Origin of the sequence: Lentzea roselyniae (assembly GCF_039537795.1) — a bacterium.
Classification (GTDB): domain Bacteria; phylum Actinomycetota; class Actinomycetes; order Mycobacteriales; family Pseudonocardiaceae; genus Lentzea; species Lentzea atacamensis.
On sequence record NZ_BAABBE010000002.1, the window covers coordinates 107342 to 131261 of the forward strand.

General features: G+C 70.6%; 24 protein-coding genes. 12 read left to right on the top strand and 12 right to left on the bottom strand.

Features of this window, described 5'->3' with window-relative positions; genetic code table 11:
- Position 1: 1 nt before the first annotated feature.
- The 4 genes from ABFX45_RS03355 to ABFX45_RS03370 all read right to left on the bottom strand — a co-directional run bounded on the left by ABFX45_RS03355 (position 2) and on the right by ABFX45_RS03370 (position 3079).
- A complete protein-coding gene (locus ABFX45_RS03355) occupies positions 2–379 on the bottom strand; it encodes a hypothetical protein (RefSeq protein ID WP_109639545.1) in 378 nt (125 codons plus the stop codon).
- A gap of 58 nt (positions 380–437) precedes the next feature.
- Complete coding sequence (locus ABFX45_RS03360) at positions 438–668, bottom strand: hypothetical protein (protein WP_346127488.1); 231 nt, start codon at positions 666–668, stop codon at positions 438–440.
- A gap of 256 nt (positions 669–924) precedes the next feature.
- Positions 925–2040, bottom strand: coding sequence for an ArgE/DapE family deacylase (locus ABFX45_RS03365; protein ID WP_346127490.1), 1116 nt, complete (start codon positions 2038–2040; stop codon positions 925–927).
- Positions 2027–3079, bottom strand: a complete 1053-nt coding sequence (locus ABFX45_RS03370; protein ID WP_346127492.1) for a pyridoxal-phosphate dependent enzyme — start codon at positions 3077–3079, stop codon at positions 2027–2029. The genes ABFX45_RS03365 and ABFX45_RS03370 overlap by 14 nt, the downstream gene beginning before the upstream one ends.
- A 55-nt stretch (positions 3080–3134) precedes the next feature.
- On the opposite strand from ABFX45_RS03370, the gene ABFX45_RS03375 reads away from it, so the two are divergent.
- The 3 genes from ABFX45_RS03375 to ligA are packed head-to-tail and all read left to right on the top strand — an operon-like array spanning position 3135 to position 5552.
- Positions 3135–3365 carry a hypothetical protein gene (locus tag ABFX45_RS03375; protein ID WP_346127494.1) on the top strand — a complete coding sequence of 77 codons (231 nt, stop codon included), beginning with the start codon at positions 3135–3137 and terminating at the stop codon, positions 3363–3365.
- 26 nt (positions 3366–3391) lie between these two features.
- Positions 3392–3514, top strand: coding sequence for a hypothetical protein (locus ABFX45_RS03380; protein WP_267899827.1), 123 nt, complete (start codon positions 3392–3394; stop codon positions 3512–3514).
- Between the two features lie 46 nt (positions 3515–3560).
- A complete protein-coding gene (ligA, locus tag ABFX45_RS03385; protein ID WP_346127497.1) occupies positions 3561–5552 on the top strand; it encodes an NAD-dependent DNA ligase LigA in 1992 nt (663 codons plus the stop codon).
- 1005 nt (positions 5553–6557) lie between these two features.
- Here ligA and ABFX45_RS03390 read toward each other — a convergent pair.
- Complete coding sequence (locus ABFX45_RS03390) at positions 6558–7091, bottom strand: helix-turn-helix transcriptional regulator (RefSeq protein ID WP_346127499.1); 534 nt, start codon at positions 7089–7091, stop codon at positions 6558–6560.
- 27 nt (positions 7092–7118) lie between these two features.
- Between ABFX45_RS03390 and ABFX45_RS03395 the strand changes: the two genes are divergently transcribed.
- Entirely contained in the window at positions 7119–7784 is a 666-nt protein-coding gene (locus ABFX45_RS03395; protein ID WP_346127501.1) for a patatin-like phospholipase family protein, read from the top strand.
- An 83-nt stretch (positions 7785–7867) separates the two neighbouring features.
- Here ABFX45_RS03395 and ABFX45_RS03400 read toward each other — a convergent pair whose 3' ends face one another.
- Together ABFX45_RS03400 and ABFX45_RS03405 are read right to left on the bottom strand one after the other, a co-directional pair.
- A complete protein-coding gene (locus ABFX45_RS03400) occupies positions 7868–8521 on the bottom strand; it encodes a response regulator (RefSeq protein ID WP_109639538.1) in 654 nt (217 codons plus the stop codon).
- On the bottom strand, positions 8518–9603 hold the full coding sequence (locus tag ABFX45_RS03405; RefSeq protein WP_346127503.1) for a sensor histidine kinase: 1086 nt from the start codon (positions 9601–9603) through the stop codon (positions 8518–8520). The genes ABFX45_RS03400 and ABFX45_RS03405 overlap by 4 nt, the downstream gene beginning before the upstream one ends.
- 131 nt (positions 9604–9734) lie before the next feature.
- Between ABFX45_RS03405 and ABFX45_RS03410 the strand changes: the two genes are divergently transcribed.
- On the top strand, positions 9735–10052 hold the full coding sequence (locus tag ABFX45_RS03410) for a DUF6223 family protein (RefSeq protein ID WP_346127505.1): 318 nt from the start codon (positions 9735–9737) through the stop codon (positions 10050–10052).
- Here ABFX45_RS03410 and ABFX45_RS03415 read toward each other — a convergent pair.
- From ABFX45_RS03415 to ABFX45_RS03430, 4 genes are all read right to left on the bottom strand, one after another.
- Positions 10009–11148: an ROK family protein gene (locus ABFX45_RS03415; protein ID WP_346127507.1), complete on the bottom strand. Its 1140-nt coding sequence runs from the start codon at positions 11146–11148 to the stop codon at positions 10009–10011. The genes ABFX45_RS03410 and ABFX45_RS03415 overlap by 44 nt on opposite strands.
- Positions 11145–12527 (bottom strand): xylulokinase, encoded by a 1383-nt coding sequence (gene xylB, locus ABFX45_RS03420; RefSeq protein WP_346127509.1) that lies wholly within the window; start codon positions 12525–12527, stop codon positions 11145–11147. The genes ABFX45_RS03415 and xylB overlap by 4 nt, the downstream gene beginning before the upstream one ends.
- Position 12528: 1 nt before the next feature.
- On the bottom strand, positions 12529–13677 hold the full coding sequence (gene xylA / locus ABFX45_RS03425) for a xylose isomerase (RefSeq protein WP_233440023.1): 1149 nt from the start codon (positions 13675–13677) through the stop codon (positions 12529–12531).
- Between the two features lie 71 nt (positions 13678–13748).
- Entirely contained in the window at positions 13749–14345 is a 597-nt protein-coding gene (locus tag ABFX45_RS03430) for an SGNH/GDSL hydrolase family protein (protein ID WP_109639533.1), read from the bottom strand.
- A gap of 82 nt (positions 14346–14427) precedes the next feature.
- On the opposite strand from ABFX45_RS03430, the gene ABFX45_RS03435 reads away from it, so the two are divergent.
- From ABFX45_RS03435 to fusA, 3 genes are all read left to right on the top strand, one after another.
- A complete protein-coding gene (locus ABFX45_RS03435; RefSeq protein ID WP_346127512.1) occupies positions 14428–14643 on the top strand; it encodes a hypothetical protein in 216 nt (71 codons plus the stop codon).
- The gene (locus tag ABFX45_RS03440) at positions 14619–15074 is read left to right on the top strand and encodes a P-loop NTPase family protein (protein ID WP_346127514.1); all 456 of its coding nucleotides are present in this window, start codon (positions 14619–14621) and stop codon (positions 15072–15074) included. The genes ABFX45_RS03435 and ABFX45_RS03440 overlap by 25 nt, the downstream gene beginning before the upstream one ends.
- A gap of 245 nt (positions 15075–15319) precedes the next feature.
- Complete coding sequence (gene fusA, locus ABFX45_RS03445) at positions 15320–17308, top strand: elongation factor G (RefSeq protein ID WP_346127516.1); 1989 nt, start codon at positions 15320–15322, stop codon at positions 17306–17308.
- Between the two features lie 20 nt (positions 17309–17328).
- Here the strand turns inward: fusA and ABFX45_RS03450 are convergent, their stop codons facing one another.
- Entirely contained in the window at positions 17329–18690 is a 1362-nt protein-coding gene (locus tag ABFX45_RS03450; protein ID WP_109639530.1) for a hypothetical protein, read from the bottom strand.
- 207 nt (positions 18691–18897) lie between these two features.
- On the opposite strand from ABFX45_RS03450, the gene ABFX45_RS03455 reads away from it, so the two are divergent.
- The 4 genes from ABFX45_RS03455 to ABFX45_RS03470 all read left to right on the top strand — a co-directional run bounded on the left by ABFX45_RS03455 (position 18898) and on the right by ABFX45_RS03470 (position 23911).
- Positions 18898–19497: a hypothetical protein gene (locus ABFX45_RS03455; RefSeq protein ID WP_109639529.1), complete on the top strand. Its 600-nt coding sequence runs from the start codon at positions 18898–18900 to the stop codon at positions 19495–19497.
- 20 nt (positions 19498–19517) lie between these two features.
- Positions 19518–21758 (top strand): GH92 family glycosyl hydrolase, encoded by a 2241-nt coding sequence (locus ABFX45_RS03460; RefSeq protein WP_346127519.1) that lies wholly within the window; start codon positions 19518–19520, stop codon positions 21756–21758.
- A gap of 112 nt (positions 21759–21870) precedes the next feature.
- The gene (locus tag ABFX45_RS03465) at positions 21871–23004 is read left to right on the top strand and encodes a zinc-dependent alcohol dehydrogenase (RefSeq protein WP_109639527.1); all 1134 of its coding nucleotides are present in this window, start codon (positions 21871–21873) and stop codon (positions 23002–23004) included.
- Entirely contained in the window at positions 22994–23911 is a 918-nt protein-coding gene (locus tag ABFX45_RS03470) for an NAD-dependent epimerase/dehydratase family protein (RefSeq protein WP_346127522.1), read from the top strand. The genes ABFX45_RS03465 and ABFX45_RS03470 overlap by 11 nt, the downstream gene beginning before the upstream one ends.
- Positions 23912–23920 lie beyond the last annotated feature (9 nt).

Here is a 23920-nt window from a genome sequence, read left to right on the forward strand (position 1 = left end):
GTCACCGAATCCGGTCGAGCCGGCCGTGCCCTCGCGGGCAGCCGTCCGGGACGGGCTCACCGACCTCGAAGATCGGGTATTCGTAGTCGCAGGTCGAACACCGGTAGAGGATCTCCGCCGACGGGGCCCCGTGTCCCGGCAGAGCCTGATACGACCCGAGCTGGTCGGCCGTGCGGCTGGTGTCCTGTTCCTGCGGCAGACGGCGGCGCATCTCCTCGCGCAGCGCGGGCTCGGCAGTCAGCAGCACCAGAATGTCGTCGGCCACGCGTTCCCCGGCGTCGGCGCGTGCGAGCAGCTCGTCGAGCGGCTCAGCGACCGAACCGATCATCGGATCCGTCCGGATCGTGCGCGCCGCGGCCACGATGTCTTCATCACGCATCCCGCCCTCCCGAACACATCCATACACCATCAGCCGCAGAGGCCGGTGATCGTTCTGGTCAGGACGTCGATGAGCCGCCCGGACGAACGGGCGCTCCGAACAGGTCCTTGAGCAGCTGCCCGATCGTGGCCGGATCGAGCGCCGCGGCGCGCACGATCTGCTCGGCGTCCGGGTGGTCGAAGCCCCGACGGCTGCCCCTGTTCACCATGGGAACGAGCGAGAGCCGCCCGTCGTCCAGTTCGGCTCCGACGAGTTCGGTGCCCTTGACGAACGCGCCCCACGTCTTCACCCCGGCGAGTGCGAGAACCGGTGTGATGGGGCATCGGATCGGTGCGGAAGTTCGGCGCCGGGACGTCGTACGTGGTCTTGTCCAGGGCGGACAGCACGAGCGCCCCGATGTCCTCGGCGGGCGCGTCCAGCGGCACCTTGGTGAACGGTGGCCAGGAGATCCACAAGCCGGTGCCGGTCCTCGCCTGTGCCACGAACGAGCAGATCTTCGCGCCTGGAGTAGATCTGGCAGCGCTTCACCTGGCAGGACCCTACCGTCAGCCGCAGAAGCCGGTGATCGTTCTGGTCAGGACGTCGGTGAGCCGGTCGAGGGAGGCGAGGTCGACGTACTCGGTGGCCGCGTGGGCGCCCGCTCCGTCGACACCGAACAGCAGGCAGGGAATGCCGGCCCGGTCCAGCAAGGCGCAGTCGGTCCAGAACGGTTCCGCCCTGATGACCGGTGGCTCGCCCAGGCCGGCGATCAGCGTGCGGACGATCTCGGCGTCCGGGTCGGCCTCGAACGGGTCCCTGGCGAGGCCGCGGGTGAGCGTGGCCCGGAAGTCCGGGACGGTGGCGGTGAGGTGGTCGAGGATCTTCCTGAGCTCGTTCTCGACGACGTCGGGGGTCTCGCCGGGGATCGTGCGGCGTTCGAGGGTGATCCGGCAGCTCGACGGGTAGGTGGAGGCCTCCTCGCCGCCGCTGATCAGGGACGCGTGGACGGTGCCGGTGCCGAGCAGGTGGTGTCGGGTGGTGAGGTCCTGGCCGAGTTGTTCCAGTGCCACCAGGAAGTGCCCGGCCTTGGCGATCGCGTCCACGCCCAGCTCCGGTCGTGAGCCGTGTGCCGCCTTGCCTTCGATCTCGACGTCGAACCACACGAAACCCTTGTGTGCCAGGGTGACCTCGAGGTGGCTGGGTTCGGTGACGATGGCGGCGTCGGCGGTGAACCTCGTCAGGACCTCTTCGGTGCCGAAGCTGCCGTGTTCCTCGTCGGCGACGCACGCGACGATCACGTCACCTCTCAGCGGGTGTTCGGTGGCCTTGGTGGCGGCGACCATCATCGCCGCCACTCCGCTCTTCATGTCGAACGCGCCGCGGCCGAACATCCTGCCGTCTTTGATCTCCGGCGCGAGCGGGTCGCCGTCGTAACCGGACGTGCCGACCGTGTCGATGTGGCCGTTGAGCATCAACGACTTGCCGCCACCGGTGCCTCTCCTGACGGCGACGAGCGACGGCCTGCCCCGGCGTTGCTCCAGGCGATGGACCTCGAAGTTGTTGTGCCTGAACCAATCGGTGCAGTGGTCGGCGATGGCTGTCTCACCGTTGCCGCCGGGGACGAGGTCCGGGTTGACCGAGTCGATGGCGATCAGTTCGGCGAGCAGGTCACGCGGATTCACCGGAGCCTCCCCACGGGTTGGCGGCGCTGCCTTCGGTGCTGATGAGGACGACCGTGCCGAGATCTCCGAGGTCGTCGCGGACGGCGCGGAGCCCGGCCAGTGATGCGGCGCCGCAAGGTCCGGAGTGGACGTTCAGGGCGTGGAGATCCCGGACGGCCAGGGCGCATTCGGCGTCGGAGATGGCCACGGCGGCGTCCAGGCCGTTGTGCAGGAACGGCCACGCGGTGGCCGAGGGCGTGCCGCAGTTGAGCCCGGCCATGATCGTGTCGCTCGTGGGAACGGTCCTGAGCTCGCCTGCGATGAGGCTTGCCAGGACGCAGGCGGCCTGGTCCGGTTCGACGGCCAGGAGTCTCGTGCGCGAGTCGCGGCTGCGGTAGTGGGTGATCACGGCCTGGGCGAACGAACCCACGCCTACCGGGATGACGACGAGGTCGGGTTCGTCCGGCAGTTGCTCGTCGATCTCGGCGCACAGCGTGCCGTAGCCCTCGACGATCCAGGCCGGGATCTGCTCGTAGCCGGGCCATCCCATGTCCTGGACGAGGATTCCGTCGGCTTCGGCGGCCATCCGGACCGCGTCGTCGTACGTTCCCCGGACGACCGTGACCTCAGCCTGTTCGGCCTTGATGGCTTCGATGGCGTGCGGGTGGACGTTGTGCGGCACGAAGATGTGCGCGCGTTGGTGGAACAGGCGCGCCATGCGGGCCACTGCGCGGCCGTGGTTGCCGTCGGTCGCCGTGGTGAGCGTGACCTGTTCCGTTTGGTCTGCCAGAACGCGGTGAACGGCCCACGATGCGCCGAGAGCCTTGAAAGCGGGCAGCCCCAGCCGGGAGGATTCGTCCTTGACGAACAGCCGGCCGGCGCGGAGTTCCGTCGCGAGGGCGGGGAGCTCGGTCAGGGGTGTGGGCGCGTAGCCGGGAAGTCGCGCGTGGAAGTCCCGCACGCCGGTGGGTGCGGGCGGGCACCTCCAGGCGCGGGCGTCTGGCCGCATGAACTTCATGAGCACCAGCGTGCGGTGGCACCGATCGTCGGTCCAGCGCATGTTCTCGATCTGTATCGGTGGAAGAATCCGACGAATCTCTGGGGAGGGGGTGCCTGTGACCGGCGAGGAGCTGATCGTCGAGTTCGCGCTGACCCGCCTCGACAACCCCGGCCTCGACCTGGAGGAGGTCGCGGCACTGGTGGTCCGCAGGATGGGGCCGGAGCGCATGGTCGAGTTCGCGGGCCAGACGCTCGCGCACCGCGACGAGCTGCGGGGCGCCCTGTTCCCGGCCGCGGTCGAGCACGTGCTGCGGGTGGTTCTGACGCTGAGAGGGCCGCGGGACTAGCGGGATCGGCGGGCTTCGGGTTGATCATGCCCGGCGTGGTGGGCCCGGAGGTGTGGCCGACGGTGTTCGGAGCGGTACTCGCCGTGGTCGCGCAGCTGTGGCGAATTGACCGGTTCGGGTGGCTCTACGAGCGCTTGAACAGGGCTTGAGCCCGACTGCACGGAATTGTCGGTACCGGCCGGTACCGTCCATCCCATGAGTGCTGGGGACCGGATTCAGGAGCTCGCCGCGCGGGTCACGGAGCTGCGCGATGCGTACTACCAGGGCGCGCCGCTGATGGCCGACGCCGAGTACGACGCGGTGGAGGACGAGCTGCGCGCGTTGATCGCCGCGCACCCGGAGCTGGCACCGGAGGACAACCCGCTGGACCACGTGGGCGCGCCGTCGGTGCTGCACGCGCCGGTGCGGCACTCGCGGCCGATGCTGTCGCTGGAGAAGGCGAACAAGCCGGAGCAGGTCGAGGCGTTCTTCACCCGCTTCCCCGGCCAGCCCGTGGTCGTCATGCCCAAACTGGACGGTCTGTCGCTGGCCCTGGTCTACGAGAACGGCAGGCTCGCGCGCGCGGTCACGCGTGGCGACGGCACGACGGGCGACGACGTCACGTTCCTCACGCGCGCATTGTGCGACGGCGTGCCGGACGCGGTCGACGCGCCGGGCAGGGTCGAGGTGCGCGGCGAGTGCGTGATGCTGCGCTCGACGTTCAACGCCTACAACGCCAAGAACCCCGACAAGCCGCTGATCAACCCCCGCAACGCCGCGGCGGGCACCCTGCGCGCCAAGGACCCGAAGGCCGTCGAGGGCCGCCGCATGCAGTTCTTCGCGTTCGACCTGACCACGGAACCCGAGAGCGCCGACTCCGACCTGGACGCGGGCCTGCGCAAGCTCGGCTTCAGCGTCGCCGAGATGCGCCACTGCTCCACCGCGGCCGAAGCGCAGGAGCTCATCGGCGCGATCGAGCAGCAGCGCAACAACCTCGACTACGACCTCGACGGCGCCGTCCTGCGCCTGGCCAACCGCGACGCGTACGCCGCCGCCGGCACCCGCTCGAGCTCCCCGCGCGGCGCCATCGCCTACAAGTTCGCCGCCGAGGAGAAGACGACGGTCCTGACCGACGTCGTCTGGGACGTCGGCAAGACCGGCAAGATCGCCCCGGTCGCCTGGCTGGAACCGGTCTTCGTCGGCGGCACCACCGTCACCCGCGCCACCCTGGCCAACCAGGAGGTCATCCGCTCCCGGGGCATCAAGATCGGCGACACGGTCCTGGTCCGCCGCGCGGGCGACGTGATCCCGTTCGTGGCCGGCGTGCTCGACGCCTCCAAGCGCACCGGCGCCGAGCGCGAGATCGTCCCGCCGTCGGTGTGCCCGTCCTGCGCCCAGCCGCTGACCGAGCAGGGCAACAGCCGCGAGCTGTTCTGCACCAACGGCGCCTGCCCCGCCCAGACCGTGCGCCGCCTGATCCACTGGTCGTCCCGCGCAGGAGCCGACATCGACGCCATCGGCCAGGTGTGGATCGAACGCCTCGCCGAAACCGGCGACCTGGTGAACCCGTCGGACTTCTACACCCTCACCAAGGAACGGCTCCTGGAGTTCGACCGCGTCGGCGAGGTCTCCGCGACCCGCATGATCGAGTCGATCGACCGCAGCCGCTCGGTCGGTCTGCGCCGAGCCCTGATCGGCCTCTCCATCCCGATGGCCTCCGAAGGCACCGCGGCCCGCCTGTGCCGCGCCGGCTTCGGCTCCCTGGAAGAGGTCGCCGACGCGGGCGTCGAGAAGCTCGTGGCCGTGGAGGACATCGGCCAGAAGGTCGCCGAGTCCCTGACCCACCACCTGGCCCGCCTGCGCCCGGAGATCGAACGCCTCCGCGAGCGAGGCGTCAACCTGGACGTGCGTGAGGAGGACCTGCCGCCGAAGGTGGTGGCCGGCGCACCCCTCGCGGGCAAGTCGGTCGTCATCACGGGCTCGATCAGCGACCCGCGCTCGGGCGAGAAGGTGACCCGCCCGACGTTCCAGAAGATGTGCGAACGCGCCGGCGCCACCGCCGCGTCCTCGGTGTCGTCCACCACGGACATGCTCATCACCGGAGCCGGCGTGGGCGCGAGCAAGCTGACGAAGGCCGAGAAGCTCGGCGTCGAGGTGGTCGACCAGAGCGAGATCTGGACGGTGCTGATCGAGGCCGGCGTCGCCTGAGGCTGTGCGGCAGGACGCCCCCAGGCCGCCGTCGGGGAGAGTTGACGGCCTGAAGGCGAGTCTGGTGATGGCCGGTGCGGTGGTCGCCTCTCGGCGGTGGGCTCGACGCGGTACCAGCCGGACGGTGTTCCGCGAAGGCGATTTTGGGTGAGGCCCGGGGGACCTGGGCCGCACCAGCCACTGTGTTCAACGGTGTCGTGGTGTCTGGTGTTTCCCGGTGGGCTGTGGGGTCGCTCACGGTGGGGAACTTGTTTTGTTGCAAGGAAAGCGGTGCCGGGTGTGGATGCCCCCAGGCCGTCGTCGGGGGAGAACGCGACGGTCTGGGGGCAAGCTCGGGTCGGTGGCGGACGTCTCCAGGAGGTTCGCGCACTGGTGTGATGGCTGCAGGAAGCCCTCAGGCCGCAGCTGGGGGTACAGCGGCCTGAGGGCGGGCTTGCGGGAGGCCCTCAGACCGTCGCCCGGGGGAGTACGACGGCCTGGGGCGAGCTTGCGATCGGCGGTGGGGCTCAGCGGAGCTCGACCGACCATCCCCTTCAACGGCAACGGTCTGCCGTGTGTTTCCGGATGACGTGTGTGGTGGCTCACCGTCGATAGTTGTTGTTCTGCAAGGAAAACGCGTGTGGTGGTCGGTGCGGCGGTCACCTCTCGGCGAGGGGCACGACGCGGTACCAGCCGAACGGTCTTCCGCGAAGGCGATTTGGGTGAGGCCCGGGGGACACGAACCGCACCGACCGCTTCGTACAACGGCGACGGTGTGCCGGGTGTTTCCCAATGATCTGTGTGGTCGCTCACCACGCAGAAGCCTGTGCGCAAGTGGAGGCACCCCACCCGGCCGTGCGCAGCCTTGTGCAACGCACGGCCGGGGGTGCCGTTGGCGCGGAATTGGCTCGCCGGTGGCGAGTGAGACGAGCCGGGCGATCGTGTCGGCGGGCTCGCGTGGATCAAGTGTGGCGCTCGCGCCGAGCAGGCCCAAGGGGCCAAATCGCGGCTGGAGCAGGCCCTGGATCAGGCCTGGCCGGCGTGCTGGAGCACGGCGTCGCGGCGCTGGTTCACGCCGAGCTTGCGGTAGATGCCGCGCAGGTGGGTCTTCACCGTGTTGACCGAGACGAACAGCGAGTCGGCTATCTCCTCGGTGGTGCGCATGGACGGCAGTTCGAGGAGCAGGTCGCGTTCGCGGCTCGTCAGCACGTCGACGGAGTCGGTGGACGCGGCGGGCAGCGCGGTCATCGTGGTGGTGGCGAACGACTCCAGCCTGCCGAAGCGGCCCGCGCCGCGAGCCGGCAGGTCGCGGACGGGCTTGCCCGCGTTGAAGAACGGGCGCAGCGCGCCGTACGGTTCCGCGGCGGCCAGCGCCTTCGTGAGAGCCTCGTGTGCTCGGCGCTGGTCGCCGGAGCGGCCGACCAGCACTGCTTCCGGCAGCCAGCCGTCCACGTTCGTCGGTGCCGCGAGCGCCGGAAGTTCGCCTGACAACAGCGGTTCCACGAGCTTGGGCGCCTGTGACGCGCGGGCGTGGTGGGTGTGGACGACATGACTGTCCATTGTGGATCACGTGCGACGGAGGTCGGCATGCTGGCCGCGCTCACCGAAACCGACGTCCGCCCGAACTTGATGGTCGGCACCTCGGTGGGCGCTGCCAACGCGGTGTGGTTCGTGCTTTATCCGTCCGATGTGGACTCCTTGGCTTCGCTGTGGCTCTCGTTGCGCCGAACGGACGTCTTGCCGACCCGGCCGGTGCGGGGTCTGCTCGGCCTGCTGGGATTCCGTGATCACCTCGTGCCGAACTCCGGATTGCGGCGGCTGCTGGAACGTTGGCTCGGCGAGATCGACCTGACCGGCACAGAGATTCCGGTGCACGTCGGTGCGACGGACGTGCTCACCGGCGCGGAAGTCCTGCTGTCGAAGGGATCGGCGGTCGATGCTGTGCTGGCCTCGACCGCGATCCCAGCGGTGTTCCCTCCGCTGCACCTCGACGGGCGCTACCTGATGGACGGCGGCGCGGTGAACCACAACCCGGTGTCCCACGCGGTCGAGCTCGGCGCGACCTGGTGTGGGTGCTGCCGACCGGCTACGCGTGTGGCTGACCTCGCCGCCGCGGAGTGCTGTCGGTATCGCGTTGCAGGCGCTGACGTTGCAGGTCAACCACCGGCTGGCGGTGGACGTCGAACGCTACCGGGACCTGGTCGACCTCCGGGTGGTGCCGTCGCTCTGCCCGCTGCGGGTGTCACCCGGTGACTTCAGCAGGGCGCTTGAGCTGATCGATACCGCATACGCGAGCACCTGCGACTGGCCGCAGGCTGCCCCGGCAGTCCCGTGCCTCACGCCTGCGCGACGACCAGGCCGGACTCGTAGGCGATCACCACGAGCTGGGCGCGGTCACGGGCGTGCAGCTTCGTCATGGCGCGGTTGACATGGGTCTTCGCCGTGAGCGGGCTGATCACCATGTGGTCGGCGATCTCGTCGTTCGACAGGCCGCGGGCGACCAGGACGACGGCCTCGCGTTCGCGGTTGGTGAGCCCGGTGACGTCGCCGTTCGGGTGCGGCGGGCGGCTGACGTACTGGTCGATCAGCCTGCGGGTGATCGACGGCGCGAGCAGCGCGTCGCCGCGGGCTGCCACCCGGACGGCGTGCAGGAAGTCCTCCGGCTGGATGTCCTTGACGAGGAACCCCGCCGCACCGGCTTTGAGGGCGTTGAACACGTACTCGTCGAGGCCGTAGTTGGTCAGGATCACGACGTGGACCCCGGCGAGCGCCGGGTCCGCGGCGATGCGCCTGGTCGCCTCGATACCGTCCAGGACCGGCATCTGGACGTCGACCAGGGCGATGTCCGGCAGGTGCTGCCGGGCGAGCCGCAGGCCTTCCGCACCGTCCGCGGCTTCGGCGACGACCTCGATGTCGTCCTCGGCGGCGAGCAGCGCGCGGAAACCGCTGCGGATGAGCGGCTGGTCGTCGACCAGCAGGACGCGGATCACGGTTGCGCCACCGGGAGTTCGGCGTGGACGGTGAAGCCGCCTCCGGTGCGCGGCGCCGCGTCGAGCCTGCCGCCGAGCGCCGTGACGCGTTCGCGCATGCCGAGCAGCCCCACGCCGGGCCCTGGTGCTGTGTCAGGGGTTGCCGTGCCGTCGTCGTCGACTCGGATGACGAGCGCGTCCGGCCGGTAGTCGATGCGGATCTGCGCGGTCGCCGCGGCGGCGTGCCTGGCGATGTTGGTCAGCGACTCCTGGACGATCCGGTACGCCGTCCGCTCCACGGCGGCGGGCACGTCGTCGCGCTCGCCCTCGATCGTCAGCTCCGCGTCCAGACCGGACGATCTCGCTCGCTGGACCAGCGCGGGGACGTCGCCGATGCCGTGGGGCGGGCTCTTGTCGTCGTCGCGGAGGGCTTCCAGGGTCGCGCGGAGCTCCCTGGCGGCTTCTCGCCCGGCGTCGCGGATCGCCAGCAGCGACGAGGGAACGTCCTCGCCCCGCTTCTGGGCCAGGTGGACGGCGACCTCGGCCTGGAGCTTGATCACCGAGATCTGGTGGGTGAGGGAGTCGTGCAGCTCGCGTGCGATGTGCAGGCGTTCCTCGTTGGCACGCCGCAGCGCGGTCTCCTCGCGAGTGCGTTCGGCTTCGTCGGCGCGGCGTTCGGCCTGCCGGAGGGCCTCGCCCGCGGCCGCGGCGGCGATGAGCCAGGCGATCTGGAGGACGTCGCGGGACTGGGCGAACGCCTCGGACGTCGTGAGGTCGAGCGGTGAGACGAGCGCCGCGAGGGGGAGTGCGGCGACCATCAGCACCGAACCGGCGACGGTGACGACGCGGTGGCCCGCCCTCATCGTCGAGTAGACCGCGAACAAGAAGGCGATCACCGGCACGTCGTGGCCGAGTGCCTGGTAGCCCAGAGCCGTGAGCCCGGTCGCGGCCAGCACGGCGATCGGCGCGGCCCGGCGCGCCACGAGCGCCAAGCCTCCCGCGGCCAGCAGCACGTAACCCGGAGGGCTCGCCGGGTGTCCGGCCACGACGAGGCTCGCCGCCACCCCGATGGCGATCACCCAGTCCAGCCAGCGCTTGTCCATGCCTGCACCTTAAACCCGTGTTCGCACTGGTAGATCGTGCGCTGGGATGAGATCGGGCCTACCGCGCCCGTAGTAGATGATGTCTACGCGCGCACGACGACGTACGGCAGTGCGGCGGACAAGCTCATGCCATGTCTCTTTCACAGATTGCCGCTGAAACGTACGGGATGACCGCGGGGCGCACCTGGTCCCTGGTGGGCGCCGCACTGGGTCTGGTGGGGATCGGCATCGGCGTGTTCGCGCGGCGCCGTGGAGTGGTGGCCGTGGCCTGCGGAGCCGCCGGAGCGCTGATCGGTGTGCTGGTCGTCGTGATGGCCAAGGGCGGTCCCGGCACCGGCTACGGCATCGTCGGTGGCTACATCTCGCTGGTGCTGGGTGTGGTGGCTGCGGTGCTCGGGGGTCTGGCTATGCGAAAAGGCGCTCGGGCTGGTGCACGGCGCGCCGGGTGATGAGCCCCGCCGCGCCTCGCACGACGGCGAACTCGCCGAGCGGTGAGGCGACCAGGCTGGTGTGCCGCTCGCCGCCCGCGAGCACCCTGGCGTCCATTTCGGACTGAACAGCGGTGCTGAGGTGCTCGTGCAGCACGGCGTAGCTGCCGCCGAGCACGACGGTCGGCACGTCGAAGAGGTTCATCAGCGTGGCCAGGCCGACCCCGAGCGCCGCTCCGGCGGCCTCGACCGCGGCGAGCGCCTTGGGATCGCCTGCTTCGAGTGCCTTCGCGAGTGAGTCGAGCCGGCGCCGCCCGGCCTCGCGCAGGATCACGTCGAGGCCCGCGTACCGCTCGACGCAGCCGCGGCCGCCGCACGTGCAGCGCACGCCGTCGCGTTCGATCACCACGTGCCCGAGCTCGCCCGCGAAACCGCTGACACCGCGGTAGACCTCGCCGTTGATCACCACGCCCGCGCCGATGCCGACGTCCGCGGAGACGTGCACGAAGTCCTCACCCGCGAGGTGGCGGGGCCAGAGGTGGGCCAGTGCGGCGAGGTTCGCCTCGTTGTCCAGCTCGACGTCGAGGTCCAGGCGCCGGCGCAGGTCGTCCGCCAGGGGTGAGCCGACGAGTTTCGGGAGGTTGGGGGCTCTGACCAGGACGCCGTCGTGCACGACGCCCGGCACGGCGAGGCCGACGCCGAGCAGCGGCCGGGCCGGGGTGATGTCGCGGATCAGCTCGGCGACACGGTCGAGCACCTCGTCCGGCGTCGAGTCGCGGATGTCGGCCGGCACGAGGTGACGGCGGATGGTCTCGCCGTCGAGGCCGAGGGTCTCGACGGCGAGATGGCTGACGTTGATCTCCGCGCCGACCGCCACCGGGCCGCCGGGGTGGAACCGCAACGGCTTGGACGGCCTGCCCATCCCGGCGAGCGTGGCGGGTTCCTCGACGAGGATCCCGTTGGCCAGCAACGGTTCCGTGAGGTTCGACAGAGTCGCCTTCGTCAGCCCGGTGCGGGCCGCGAGATCGGCCCGCGAACCGGGGCGGTCGACGAGGGCGAGCAGGACCGTCCGCAGGTTGCCGAGGCGAACCTGGCGCAGGTGGTCGACGGTGGTCATCGGCTCAAGTATCGCTGCGCCGCTTCGCCGTACCTCGCCCGGATCTCCGGTACCGCGTCCGCCGCGTACCGGCTGCTCTCCGACCCCGCCCACTCCGGTGGCGTCGTCCCGTCCGTGAGCGTCCACGCCGCCTGTCGCGCCGCGCCATCGGCCACGTACTCACCCGGCGCGGGCACCGTCACCGGCACGCCGAACACCGTCGGCGCGATCTCCCGCACCGCCGGCGAGGCAGCCGCCCCGCCCACGAGCCGGACACCGGTGACGTCCGCGCCCTGCTCGGCGAGAGCGTCGAGGCCCACGGCGAGCCCGCACAGCATGCCTTCCACCGCGGCGCGCGCGATGTTGGCAGGCGTGGCGTTCGTGAGCGTCAGGCCGTGCAGCGCCCCCGTGGCGTCCGGCAGGTTCGGCGTCCGTTCGCCTTCCAGGTACGGCACCAGCACGACGCCTTCCGCGCCGGGCTTCGCGGACAGCGCGAGGTCGCTGAGCTTCGCCAGATCGACGCCCAGCATCCGGGCGGTCGCGTCCAGCACGCGGGCGGCGTTGAGCGTGCACGCCAGCGGCAGGTAGCGGCCGGTGGCGTCGGCAAAGCCCGCCACGATGCCGGAAGCGTCCGCCGCGCGCACCTCGCTGGTCGCCGTGACGACACCGGAGGTCCCGAGCGACACCAGCACCTCCGTGCCCGCCCCGACGCCGAGGATCGCCGCCGCGTTGTCACCCGCGCCCGCGCCGAGCCGCAGCGATCCCTCGACCCACTCGGCTGGACCGAGCACGCGCGGCAGCAGCACGTCCGCGCGGCCGAACCCGCGCTCGAGCAGGTCCGGCACGTACTCGTTCGTCGTCGAGTCGAAGTAGCCGGTGCCGGAGGCGTCCGACCGGTCGGTGACGAGGTCGGCGAGGTGGCCGGTGCCGCGCAACCGCCACGTCAGCCAGTCGTGCGGCAGGCAGACGGCGGCGGTGCGCTTGGCGTTGGCCGGCTCGTGCTGGGCGAGCCAGCGCAGCTTGGTGATCGTGAACGACGCGACCGGCACGAGCCCGATCCGGTGCGCCCACTGCTCGGCACCCAGCTCGGCGGTGAGGTCCGCGGCCGCAGCCGCGGACCTCGTGTCGTTCCACAGCAAGGCTTCACGGACGACGTTGCCGTCCTCGTCGAGGCACACCATGCCGTGCTGCTGCCCGGCAACGCTCAGCGCGTCGACGTCGTCGAGCCCGCCGGCCTGTTCGATCGCCGCCTGGAGCGCCGTCCACCAGTGGTCCGGGTGGACCTCGGTGCCGTCCGGGTGAGCCGCGCGGCCCTCCCGGACGAGCCTGCCGGTCTCGGCCTCGCGCACCACGACCTTGCACGACTGCGTCGAGGAGTCGACGCCCGCGACGAGCGTCATGTCAGCGCGCCCCGGCGAGGTGCTCGAGCGCGAGCTGGTTGAGCCGCACGAACCCGAAGCCGCGCTCGGCAGCCTTCTCGGGGTCGAAGCTGTCGTCGTTCATCAGGTCCTCGTAGGACTCGCCGGCGTTGAGCGTGGGCTTTCCGAGCTCGTCGACCCCCGCGATCTGCAGCGCCTCCTGCACCTCGGGGTCCGCCCGGAACGCCTTGGCGCGTTCCTTGAGCAGCAGGTAGGTCCGCATGTTGGCCTTGGCGGAGTCCCAGACGCCCGTGATGTCCTCGGTGCGCGACGGCTTGTAGTCGAAGTGCCGCGGCCCGTCGTAACCGGCGTTCTCCAGCAGGTCGACCAGCGCGAACGCGTTCATGAGGTCGCCGTGCCCGAACACGAGGTCCTGGTCGTACTTGATGCTGCGCTGGCCGTTGAGGTCGATGTGGAAGAGCTTGTCGTGCCACAACGCCTGCGCGATGCCGTGCACGAAGTTGAGGCCCGCCATCTGCTCGTGCCCGACCTCGGGGTTGAGGCCGACCAGCTCTGGCTTGTCCAGCGTCGTGATGAACGCGAGCGCGTGCCCGATCGTCGGCAGCAGGATGTCGCCGCGCGGCTCGTTCGGCTTCGGCTCGAGCGCGAACCGCAGGTCGTAGCCCCGGTCCGTGACGAACTGGGTCAGCAGGTTCATGCCCTCGCGGTACCGGTCGAGCGCGGCCCGCACGTCCTTGGCGGTGTCGTACTCGGAGCCCTCCCGCCCGCCCCACAGCACGAAGACCTTGGCGCCCAGCTCGGCGGCCAGCTCGATGTTGCGCAGCACCTTGCGCAGCGCGAACCGCCGCACGCCGCGGTCGTTGCTGGTGAAGCCGCCGTCCTTGAACACGGGGTGGTTGAACAGGTTCGTCGTCACCATCGGGATGACCATCCCGGTCTCCTGCAGAGCGCCCTGAAGGCGACCGATCTGCTTTTCGCGCTCGGTGGCCGCGAACCCGAACAGGTCGTCGTCGTGGAACGACAACCCGTAGGCGCCGAGCTCGGCCAGCCGGTGCACGGCCTCGACGACGTCGAGCTCGGGCCGCGTGGCTTCGCCGAACGGGTCGCGGCCCGGCCAGCCCACGGTCCAGAGACCGAAGGAGAACTTGTCCGCCGGAGTGGGCGTGGTCATGATCCACCTCATTCGTTCAATGCTTGAACTTAATGCGGACAGTACGACGCCGGGCCCGAGATCGCAATCGCTCAGGCGCGGTGTTCCGCGGCGACCGCCTCGACCGCGGGCGCGAGTGCCGCGGCGATCGCGCGGTAGCCGGCGGCGGACGGGTGGAAGCGGTCCGCGGCGAAGAGCGCGGGATCGGCGGCGAACTGCGGCGTGACGACGCGTTCGACGTGGGCGACCACGCCACCCGCCCGGATGACGGCCTGCAGCTGCGCCTGGGCGTAGTCACGGCTCACGGCCGACACGACGTCGCGCAACGCGGGCGGCACGTGCGCGACGACGCTGAGGTCGGGCGCCGTGGCGACGACGACTCCGGCGCCGGCTCGCCGCAGTTTTGCGACGGCGTCGTGCAGCTCCTGCGCACCGACGTGCGCGGGGACGAACCTCGTAAGGTCGTTGGCCCCGACCACCACCACTGCGATGTCCACCCCGCTCGCCACCGCGGCCCGCACCTGCGCGCGCAGGTCGGCCGAACGGGCACCCGGTACGGCGTGCACGCGCAGATCGACGTCGTGCCCGGCCGCGCGCAGACGGGCGGCGAGCAACGGGCCGAGGGTGTCTTCGCGACGTGTGCTGCCGACACCCGCGGCGATGGAGTCGCCGAGCAGACGCAGACGCATGTTTGTTCAACGGCAGGTGGATCAGCGGTGTTCCCGCGTAGATCCCGCGCGGGCCCAGCTCACAGGGCGTAAGACTGTGCGGGTGGACGAGCTGCTGGGGTGGTGCGTCGCCGCCGAGACGTTTCACGGCGAGGGCGGCGTGGAGGCGCGCTCCGGTCTGAAGCACTTCGCACCCGGCGCGAAGATGTGGGTCTGCCGCCGCAGTGGGGTGATGGTGGGCAGGACGTCTTCGTGGTGGGAGCGCACCGCGGCACTCGTGGGCGGCTGGTGCGGATGGTCGTGCCGCGGGTGCACCTGACGAACTTCCGGGTCCGCGGGATCTACCAGCCCGCGGTTCGTCGCGAGCTCACCGGGGAGTGGAAGGAGTGGGGCACACTGCGGCAGTGGGAGTCCCGCGAGGAGGCCGAGGAAGTCGTCGTCAGGTGGGCTCTCGACGCGACGGTCCAGGCCGGGGTGCGGCAACCGCCGCGGCGAGTGGACTTCTTCCACGGCGTGCGGCTGTTGCGGGCGGGGGAGAGCGAGTACGCCATCCGCGAGGTCATGTCGCCGGCGGTGTCGCTCGGGCTCGGTGTGGTCTTCCGCGACCGGCAGGAAGTCGACGCGGTCGCCGAGCTGCGCGAACTGCTGGACACCATCGAGGCGGGTGGTGCCGCCAACTGGGCGCGGAACCCTCTGTGGCCGGTCGTGCGTGCGGTCGCGGGCAAGGTCGTTTCGTTGCTCAGTCGCTAAAACCCGTTTCACGGCCGCGCCTGTCCGTCTACACTCCACGATCAACATCACCGAGTGACGAGGGGAGACCGGCCGTGCGTACCGCCGTTGTCGTTCCCCCGTCCCGTTTCGACGTGATCCTCGTGTCTCCGGACCCCGGCTGCCCGCTGCGCGCCGGGCACCGGAGTGTCTGACGAACCCGTTCGGTCGTTCGTCGGTTCATCGCGCTGACCTGTAGTCCTTTCGCACCGAAAAGGCACTGAGCCATGCGCACCATCACGTTGAACGCTGTCCGCAACCTGGGCATCCTCGCCCACGTCGACGCGGGCAAGACCACGCTCACCGAACGCGTCCTGTTCGCCACCGGCAGCACCTACAAGCGCGGTGAGGTCCACGACGGCACCACCGTCACGGACTTCGACCCGCAGGAGCGCGATCGCGGCATCACGATCTTCGCCGCGGCCGTGAGCTGCACGTGGGACGGGCATCGCGTCAACCTCATCGACACGCCGGGGCACGTCGACTTCTCCGACGAGGTCGAACGGTCGCTGCGCGTGCTGGACGGGGCTGTCGCGGTGTTCGACGGCGTCGCCGGGGTGGAGCCGCAGAGCGAGTCCGTGTGGCGGCAGGCGGATCGGCACGGCGTGCCGCGGATCGCGTTCGTCAACAAGCTCGACCGGGCGGGCGCGGACCTCGACCGGGCCGTGGAGTCGCTGAGAACGCGGTTGCACACCGTGCCTCTGGTCGTGCAGCTGCAGATCGGGGTCGAGGACGAGTTCGTCGGTGTGGTCGACCTGGTCCGCATGCGTGCGCTGACCTGGGATCCGGACCTCGTCGAAGGACCTGTGCCGGAAACGTTGCTGGCAGAAGCACAACGGCGTCGTCGCCTGCTGGAGGAGACGGTGGCGGAACTGCATCTCAAGGCTTTGGAGGAGTTCTATGCGCAGGGCACGTTGACCGAGCAGACGCTCAGGGAAGCGTTGCGCGACATAACGCGCGACGGCACTGGAACCGTCGTGCTGTGCGGTTCGGCGTACCGCAACCGCGGCGTCGAACCGTTGCTGGACGCGGTGATCGCGTATCTGCCGTCCCCTGTGGACGTTCCGCCGGTGCGGGGCGTCGGCGGTGAGGAGCGGCAGGCAGATCCGGACGCGCCGTTCTCGGCGTTGGTGTTCAAGGTGAACGCCACCGCCACGGGCCGGTTGACGTACGTCCGCGTGTACTCGGGCATCCTCCACAAAGGAGAGACCGTGCTGGTGGGTGGCCGGGCCGAACGCATCGGCAGGATCCTGCGGGTGCAGGCCGATCGGCACACGGCGGTCGACACGGCCGTCGCGGGTGACATCGTGGCCGTGGTGGGCCTGAAGTCGGCTCGCACCGGGACGACCCTGTGCGCTCCGGCGGCTCCGCTGCTGCTGGAACCGCCCGTGTCGGCTGATCCGGTCGTGTCGGTGTCGGTGGAGGCGAAGACCAGCGCGGACAACGGACGGCTGGCCGAGGCTCTGGCGCACCTGGTCGAGGAGGACCCGTCGCTGCAGGTGAGGACGGACCCGGAGACCGGCCAGACGGTGTTGTCGGGGCTGGGTGAGCTGCACCTGGAGGTCGCGGTGGAGAAGGCGCGCACGAACCACCGCATCGAGATCGCGACGGGCCGTCCGCGGGTGGCCTGTCGGGAGACCGTGGCGAGCGGCGTCACGGGATTCGTATACCGGCACGTGAAGCAGGACGGAGGAGCGGGCCAGTTCGCGCACATCGTCATCGACACCGAGCCGCTGGCGACCGGCTTCGAGTTCCGCTCGGCGGTCACCGGCGGGCGTGTGCCGCAGGAGTTCGTGCGCGCGGTCGAACAGGGTTGCCGCGACGCGCTGGCCGAGGGACCGCTCGGCCACCCGGTGACGGGCCTGCGCGTGACGCTCACCGACGGGTCCACGCATGTCAAGGACTCGACGGACCTGGCGTTCCGCACCGCCGGTCGCCTGGGTCTGCGCGAGGCCCTGAAGGCGGGCGCGATGACGTTGCTCGAACCGATCGCCGAGGTCACGGTCACCGTGCCGGGCGACCACCTCGGCGGCGTGCTCGGTGACCTGGCCGCGCGCCGGGGCCGGATCCTCGGCTCTGAGGTCAGGACCGGCTCGACGGTGGTGACGGCGTCGGTGCCGCTGGCCGAGATGTTCGGCTACGTGACGAGGTTGCGCAGCCGGACGCAGGGCCGCGGCACCTTCACCGCACGCCCGACCGGTTACGCGCCGGCGTAGAACCCGGGCCCGTCCTGTGCTCAGGGCGGGCCCGGCGCCCACTCGGGTGGCAGGTCGTGCGAACAGGTTGCCGCGCCTGCCGCCCGAGCCCGGCGGAGGTCGAGGTACGGCCCGGCGATCTGCTCGCGCGGTACCGGCCCGAGCGCCAGCACGGCGTCGCCCGCGGCCAGGGTCTGGCGCCGCATCCGCTCGTGATCGACGGCTTCGGCGCCGAACGAGGGCGCCCAGAGCGTCCACGGTCCGGAGATCATCGCCATCGCCGGCACCAGGTGCGAGTGGAAGTGCGTGCCGATGCCGCCGAACGAGCACTGCGGCGGCGCCCTGCCCGGCACCGGAACGTCGATGCCGGGCAACACGAAGGTGCGGTCGACCTGCCGTCCGGCCAACGCTGTTGCGGCTGTTCGCGCGAGCACGGGACTGCCCGCGAACCAGCCCGACAGCTCCGCTGCTCCTGTCGGCCGCAGGGAACCCGCGCTGGGCAGGAACTCCCGCGTGCCGAGGTGTTCGAGGACGAACGCGAACGCGACGGACCCCGAGTCGTACTCGGCGTCGAGCGCGCGGGCGCGGAACTCGCTGCCCTCGGCGGGGCGGTGCAGGTGGCCGGTGGCGAAGACGAACTCCAGGGTGCGCGGGCGGCAGCGCAGTGGGAGACGGGCGAAGTGCTCGGCGAGGGCGAGCAGGGCGACGGTTCCGTTCTCCTGCACCCAGCCGACGCCGTCGGTGTTGGTGTCGATGACGATGCGTTCGCGGCTCTGGCCGGGCAGCGTCGCGATGAGTGAGCGTGTCACGGCGGGGGCGCGGCCGGCCAGGACGCCGATGGTCGTGCGGGTGCCTGCTTTGAGTTTCAGGGCCGCGTCGGAGCCGACGAACACGCCCGGCACGCGGTAGTGCGTGCCGGTGTGGGGGTCCCAGTAGCCGCGGGCCTGCTCGTGCGGGAACGGAAGAGCGACGATGACGCCCGCGGCTGCGGCCAGGCCCGCGTCGATCATGTCGCGGTGCAGCTGGGGTTCGGCGTGATAGCCGCGGTCCACGGCGGGGAAGTCGCGCAGGACCACCTTGCCGCGGGCGTTGGCGGCGGTGATGGGCTCGGCGGTGGGCAGGTGGATCAGCTCGCCGGAGCGCAGGCCCGGGGCGGAGTAGGGGATCGGGGCGGCGACGGGCACCATGCCGCCGGACAGGAGGAAGCCGGGGCGTGGTTGCCAGCGGTGGATGGGGAATCGTTCCGAACGCACCGACATGCCGGGGAGGCGGGAGACCTGGCGTTCCAGCCAGGAGACGAGCCGGTGGTGCGCCGGGCTGCCGGTGGCTCGCACGCCGAACCCGGCTACCTGGGCGTTCAGGTCTCGCAGGGTGGCCGCCGAGGGAAACCTGCGGTCGTCCACGACGGCTGGGCAGTCGCGCGTGGCGGTGGCCGGAGACGTCAGCTGGGCGCAGAAAATCGTTACGACACTTATGAATCCAAGCCATCTGGCAGGGCGCACGCCGCAACTGTGAGCCGTCGTGAGGTGCCCTCACAATCCGCTGTCCAGGTAGATGCGGTCAACCGTGAACGGAGAATGGTTCAACCAATTTCCGCTACGGTCGGCGAGATGCGCTTGAATTCGACGCTCGGCCGCATCGCGGTGATCGCGCTGTTCGCGCTCGGCTCCACGGCGACCGCCAACGCCGCGCACGGCAGAGAGTGCGCCACCCCGTCCATCGACCGGCTGCAACAGTGGCTCGCCAGCGGCGAAGGTGCCACCGAGCCCGCGACCGGCAGCATCCTCGTGCCCGGGAACCGGCACGACTACACGGCGAAGATCAAGTTCCTCGCCGACGACTGGCACGTCATGGTCGTGTGGCTCGGCAACGAGTTCGAGGCCCAGGCCGACCTCAAGCACTCGCGCGGGTTCTGGATGACCTACCGCGCGACCGACGACCTCTACGTCCAGCTGCGCCCGGCGTCGCACTGGAGCGGCGGCGACAAGTGGGTCACCAAGATCCCGTCGACCCGCGGCGAGCTGGTGAAGAAGTTCTTCGGCTTCAACGAGAAGAACTGGACGACCCTGCCGGAGCTCGGCAAGCCCGCCTATCCGCTGAGCGAGGCGCTCGACGACGCCCGCGGGCTGGTCTTCGTCGGCAAGACGCCGAACGACCTGGAGTTCCGGAGCCTGCGGATCGACGGCTATCGGCCACCCTGCGTTTACTGAGAAACCGGTAGGGTCCAAGCGTGAGAGCGCTCTCTGCAGGCTTGAGCCTCGTCCTGACGGCCGCGCTGGTGACTCCCGCGAGTGCGGCGGTCAGGGACGACACGCGCTACGTCGACCCGTTGATCGGCTCGGCGGGAGGCGGTAACACCTATCCGGGCGCCGTGCGGCCGTTCGGCATGATCTCGTGGAGCCCGACCTCGACCCGAGGCGACCAGACGAACACGGGCGCCGCCAACGGGTACGCCTACGACGTCACGAGAGTCCGCGGCTTCAGCCTCACCCACGTCAACGGCGCCGGCTGCCATCCCGGCGCGGCCGGGGACGTGCCGATCATGCCGCACACCGGCGCGATCACGTCGTCACCGACGGCCGACACCGGGGACCAGGTCTACGCCAGCGACTTCACGCACGCCGACGAGATCGCCGAACCGGGCCGCTACCGGGTGGGCCTGAAGTCCGGCGCCACAGCGGATCTGTCGGTGACCACCCGCGCGGGCATCGGTGAGTTCACGTTCCCGGCAGAGGGGTCGCTGCTCTTCCGCGTGTCGAACTCGCTCAACGGCAGTGAGGACGCCGAGGTCACCATCGACCCGGTGGCCAACACGGTCTCGGGCTCGGTCTTGACCGGCGCGTTCTGCGGCAGGCGCGCCAACGGCGGCGTGAACAACCAGAAGACCTACTACCGCTTGTACTTCACGGCGAGCTTCGACCGCCCGATCACCGCGTACGGCACGTGGGTCAACAGTGAGCTGAGGCCGGGCACGACGACCGCAAGCGGCGGCGAAGGCTACCTGACCGGAAACGCCCGCGCGGGCAAGGGGTCCGGCGGCTACGTGTCCTTTGCGGACAACAAGGTGACCACGCGGGTCGGCATCTCCTACACCAGCGCGGAAGCCGCCGAACGCAACCTGGCGGCGGAGATCCCGAAGCGTGCGACCGTCGCGCAGATTGCGGAGGAAGCCAGGAAGGCCTGGGCGAAGCAGCTCCGCGCGGTCGAGGTCGACGGCGGCACCGCCGACGAGCGCACGATCTTCTACACCGCGCTCTACCACACGTTCCTGCAGCCCAACGTGATCAGTGACGCCGGTCGCGAGCTGCGGTACGGCAACTTCTCCGGCTGGGACCAGTACCGCGCCCAGACCCAGCTCCTGGCGCTGCTCGCACCCGACGTCGCGAGCACGTACGCCCAGTCCCTGCTGGACATCGCCCGCAAGAACGGCGGCGTGTGGGACCGCTGGGTGCACATCACCGGCCCGACGCACGTCATGACCGGCGATCCGTCCGCCCCGGCCATCGCGGGCATGTACGCCATGGGCGCCACGGACTTCGACGTGCGGGCGGCCTACGACTCGTTGCTGCACCAGGCGACCGTCCCGCATCCGGACGGCCTGTCGGACAAGGGCTGCCCCGGCCAGTGCGAGGGTCAGCGCCCGAACCTCGCCGAGCACCTCCGCCTCGGCTACGCGCCGCACGACACCTGCCACTGCTGGGGCGGCGCCGCCGAGACGCTCGAAGACGCGGTCGCCGACCACGCGCTGGCCGACCTGGCCGCCCGTCTCGGCCTCCCGAGCGAGGAGCTGCGGAAACGCGCCGGCTGGTGGCGCAACACGTTCAACCCGGCAACCGGTCACCAGCAGGCGCGCAGGGCGGACGGCAGCTGGGTGACCCCGTTCAACTCCGCCTCGGACCAGGGCTTCGCACAGGGCAGCAGCGCCACCTACACGTGGATGGTGCCGCACGACGCCCAGGGCCTCGCGGAAGCCATGGGCGGCAAGGACATCGCCGCCGCCAGGCTCGACGCCTTCTTCCGCCGCCCGGACGGCTCGTGGGCGACCGGCGGCGACCCGCTGCGGTACGACCCGACGAACGAGCCGGGCATCCACACCCCGTGGCTCTACAACGAGCTCGGCCGCCCGCACCAGACCCAGGAGACCGTGCGGGCCATGGCGAAACTGGTCTACCGCACCGGCCCGAACGGCCTGCCGGGCAACGACGACCTCGGCACGATGTCCGCCTGGTACGTCTTCGCCGCGCTGGGCCTGTACCCGAGGACGCCGAGCAGCGCGGAACTGCACGTGTCCAGCCCGATGTTCCCGAAGGCCCGCATCGCCCAGCGCGGCATCACGATCCTCGCGCCGGGCGCGCCGGGCATCCACGTCGACGACGTCAGGTGGAACGGCCGCAGGCAAACGACTCCGTGGCTGCCCGAGCAGTTCGTGCAGCGCGGTGGAGTGCTCAGGGTCAGCACCGCGACGCGCTGAGCACCTGCAACCAGCACAACCTGCACAACCGCACGCCGCCTCTTCGCCCGTTTTGTCCGTGTTTGCGCTGCCCGCAGTGGGGAACCAGCCGAGAAACGGGAGGAGAAGAGACGTGAAGGCTGTCGTGTGGCACGACGTGGGAGACATCCGCCTGGACGAGGTGGACGACCCGCGCGTGCAGGAACCGGCGGACGCGGTCATCCGGATCACCCGCAGCGCCATCTGCGGCACCGACCTGCACATGGTGCGCGGCACCATGCCGGACATGGTCGAGGGCACGGTGCTCGGCCACGAGGCGGTCGGTGTCGTCGAGGAGGTCGGCTCCGAGGTCCGCGGGTTCACCCCCGGCGACCGCGTCGTGGTGACGTCGACGATCGGCTGCGGCACCTGCTCGTACTGCCGTGCGGGGTACTACGCCCAATGCGACACCGCGAACCCGAACGGGCCCGCGGCTGGTACCTGCTTCTTCGGCGGACCGAGGTCGACCGGTCCGATCAACGGCCTGCAGGCCGAGTTCGCGCGGATTCCGCACGCGATGACGACGCTGGTGCGGGTGCCGGACGGGGTCAGCGACGACCAGGCGATCCTGCTGTCGGACATCTTCCCGACCGCGTGGTTCGGCGCCAGGCTCGCCGAGGTCGGCTCCGGCGACACCGTGCTCGTCCTGGGTGCGGGCGTGGTCGGGCAGTTCGCGATCGCGTCGGCGAAGCGGCAGGGTGCCGGACGGGTGATCGTCGTGGACGGGATCGCGTCGAGGCTGGACAAGGCCCGCGCGCAGAACGCCGAGACCGTGAACTTCAACGAGGAGGACCCCGTCGAGGTCGTGCGGGAGCTCACCGGCGGGATCGGCCCCGACCGCGTGATCGAGGCGGTCGGTGTCGACGCGGAGCAGCCGGGCGAACGGACTTCCGAACAGTGGAAACCCGGCGACGCGCCGCGGCTCGCGCTGGACTGGGCGGTCGAGCTGGCCGCGAAGGCGGGCTCCATCGGCATCATCGGTGTCTACCCGCCGGGCTTCGACGACTTCCCGATCGGCCAGGCGATGAACAAGAACCTGACGCTGCGCATGGGCAACTGCAACCACCGCCGCTACCTGCCGCGCCTGCTGAACATGGTGCTGACCGGCTCGATGGACCCGACCGCGTTCATCACCCGGCACGAGAAGCCCACGTCCGCGATCGACGCCTACCGGTCGTTCGACCTGCGCGAGGACGGCTGGCTGAAGACGGTGCTCGATGTCGCCTGAGCGGGTCGTCGTCACCGGTGGCGCAGGCTTCCTCGGCTCGCACGTCTGCGAGGCGCTGCTGGCCGGCGGCGCACAGGTCGTGTGCGTCGACGACTTCCGCACCGGCTCGCGCGGCAACGTGCCGGACGGCGTGGGAGTCGTCACCGCCGACGTGTCCCGCCCGCTCGACCTGCTCGGACCCGTCGACCTGATCCTGCACCTGGCGTGCCCGGCCTCGCCGGCCGACTACCTGCGGATGCCGGTGGACACGTTGCGGGCCGGCGGGTTCGGCACGTACCACGTGCTGGAGCTGGCCCGCCGCAAGGGCGCTCGCGTGGTCGTCGCGTCCACCAGCGAGGTGTACGGCGACCCGGAGGAGCACCCGCAGCGGGAGTCGTACTGGGGGCACGTGAACCCGATCGGGCCGCGCAGCGTCTACGACGAGGCGAAGCGGTTCGGCGAGGCCATGACCACGGCGTTCCGGGCGGAACACGGCGTCGACGCGGGGATCGTGCGGATCTTCAACACCTACGGTCCCCGGATGCGGGCGCACGACGGGCGGATGATCCCGACCTTCCTGAGACAGGCCCTGGCCGGTGAGCCGCTGACGGTGCACGGCGACGGCCTGCAGACCAGATCGTTGTGCTACGTGGACGATCTGGTGCGCGGATTGCTCGCGATGGCCCGCAGCGACCACCCCGGTCCGATCAACCTCGGCAACCCCACCGAGGTCACCGTGCTGGACGTCGCCCGCAAGACGATCGAGGTGACCGGCAGTTCCTCGGTGGTCCGGCACGTCGAGTCGATGACGGACGACCCGCGGCGGCGGCGGCCGGACATCAGCCTCGCGCGAGAGGTGTTGCACTGGCAGCCGACGGTTCCGCTGGAGGAAGGACTTCGCTCGTTTGCCCGGACATTCGCCGGGTAGCCGCCCTTC

What these genes read in the sequence shown, in the direction of transcription:
- ABFX45_RS03355 (WP_109639545.1), bottom strand. Translation starts at nt 379, where the DNA reads ATGCGTGATGAAGACATCGTGGCCGCGGCGCGCACGATCCGGACGGAT.
- ABFX45_RS03370 (WP_346127492.1), bottom strand. Translation starts at nt 3,079, where the DNA reads ATGCGCTGGACCGACGATCGGTGCCACCGCACGCTGGTGCTCATGAAG.
- ABFX45_RS03380 (WP_267899827.1), top strand. Translation starts at nt 3,392, where the DNA reads ATGCCCGGCGTGGTGGGCCCGGAGGTGTGGCCGACGGTGTTCGGAGCG.
- ligA (WP_346127497.1), top strand. Translation starts at nt 3,561, where the DNA reads ATGAGTGCTGGGGACCGGATTCAGGAGCTCGCCGCGCGGGTCACGGAG.
- ABFX45_RS03390 (WP_346127499.1), bottom strand. Translation starts at nt 7,091, where the DNA reads ATGGACAGTCATGTCGTCCACACCCACCACGCCCGCGCGTCACAGGCG.
- ABFX45_RS03395 (WP_346127501.1), top strand. Translation starts at nt 7,119, where the DNA reads ATGCTGGCCGCGCTCACCGAAACCGACGTCCGCCCGAACTTGATGGTC.
- ABFX45_RS03405 (WP_346127503.1), bottom strand. Translation starts at nt 9,603, where the DNA reads ATGGACAAGCGCTGGCTGGACTGGGTGATCGCCATCGGGGTGGCGGCG.
- ABFX45_RS03410 (WP_346127505.1), top strand. Translation starts at nt 9,735, where the DNA reads ATGTCTCTTTCACAGATTGCCGCTGAAACGTACGGGATGACCGCGGGG.
- ABFX45_RS03415 (WP_346127507.1), bottom strand. Translation starts at nt 11,148, where the DNA reads ATGACCACCGTCGACCACCTGCGCCAGGTTCGCCTCGGCAACCTGCGG.
- xylB (WP_346127509.1), bottom strand. Translation starts at nt 12,527, where the DNA reads ATGACGCTCGTCGCGGGCGTCGACTCCTCGACGCAGTCGTGCAAGGTC.
- xylA (WP_233440023.1), bottom strand. Translation starts at nt 13,677, where the DNA reads ATGACCACGCCCACTCCGGCGGACAAGTTCTCCTTCGGTCTCTGGACC.
- ABFX45_RS03430 (WP_109639533.1), bottom strand. Translation starts at nt 14,345, where the DNA reads ATGCGTCTGCGTCTGCTCGGCGACTCCATCGCCGCGGGTGTCGGCAGC.
- ABFX45_RS03440 (WP_346127514.1), top strand. Translation starts at nt 14,619, where the DNA reads ATGGTCGTGCCGCGGGTGCACCTGACGAACTTCCGGGTCCGCGGGATC.
- fusA (WP_346127516.1), top strand. Translation starts at nt 15,320, where the DNA reads ATGCGCACCATCACGTTGAACGCTGTCCGCAACCTGGGCATCCTCGCC.
- ABFX45_RS03455 (WP_109639529.1), top strand. Translation starts at nt 18,898, where the DNA reads ATGCGCTTGAATTCGACGCTCGGCCGCATCGCGGTGATCGCGCTGTTC.
- ABFX45_RS03470 (WP_346127522.1), top strand. Translation starts at nt 22,994, where the DNA reads ATGTCGCCTGAGCGGGTCGTCGTCACCGGTGGCGCAGGCTTCCTCGGC.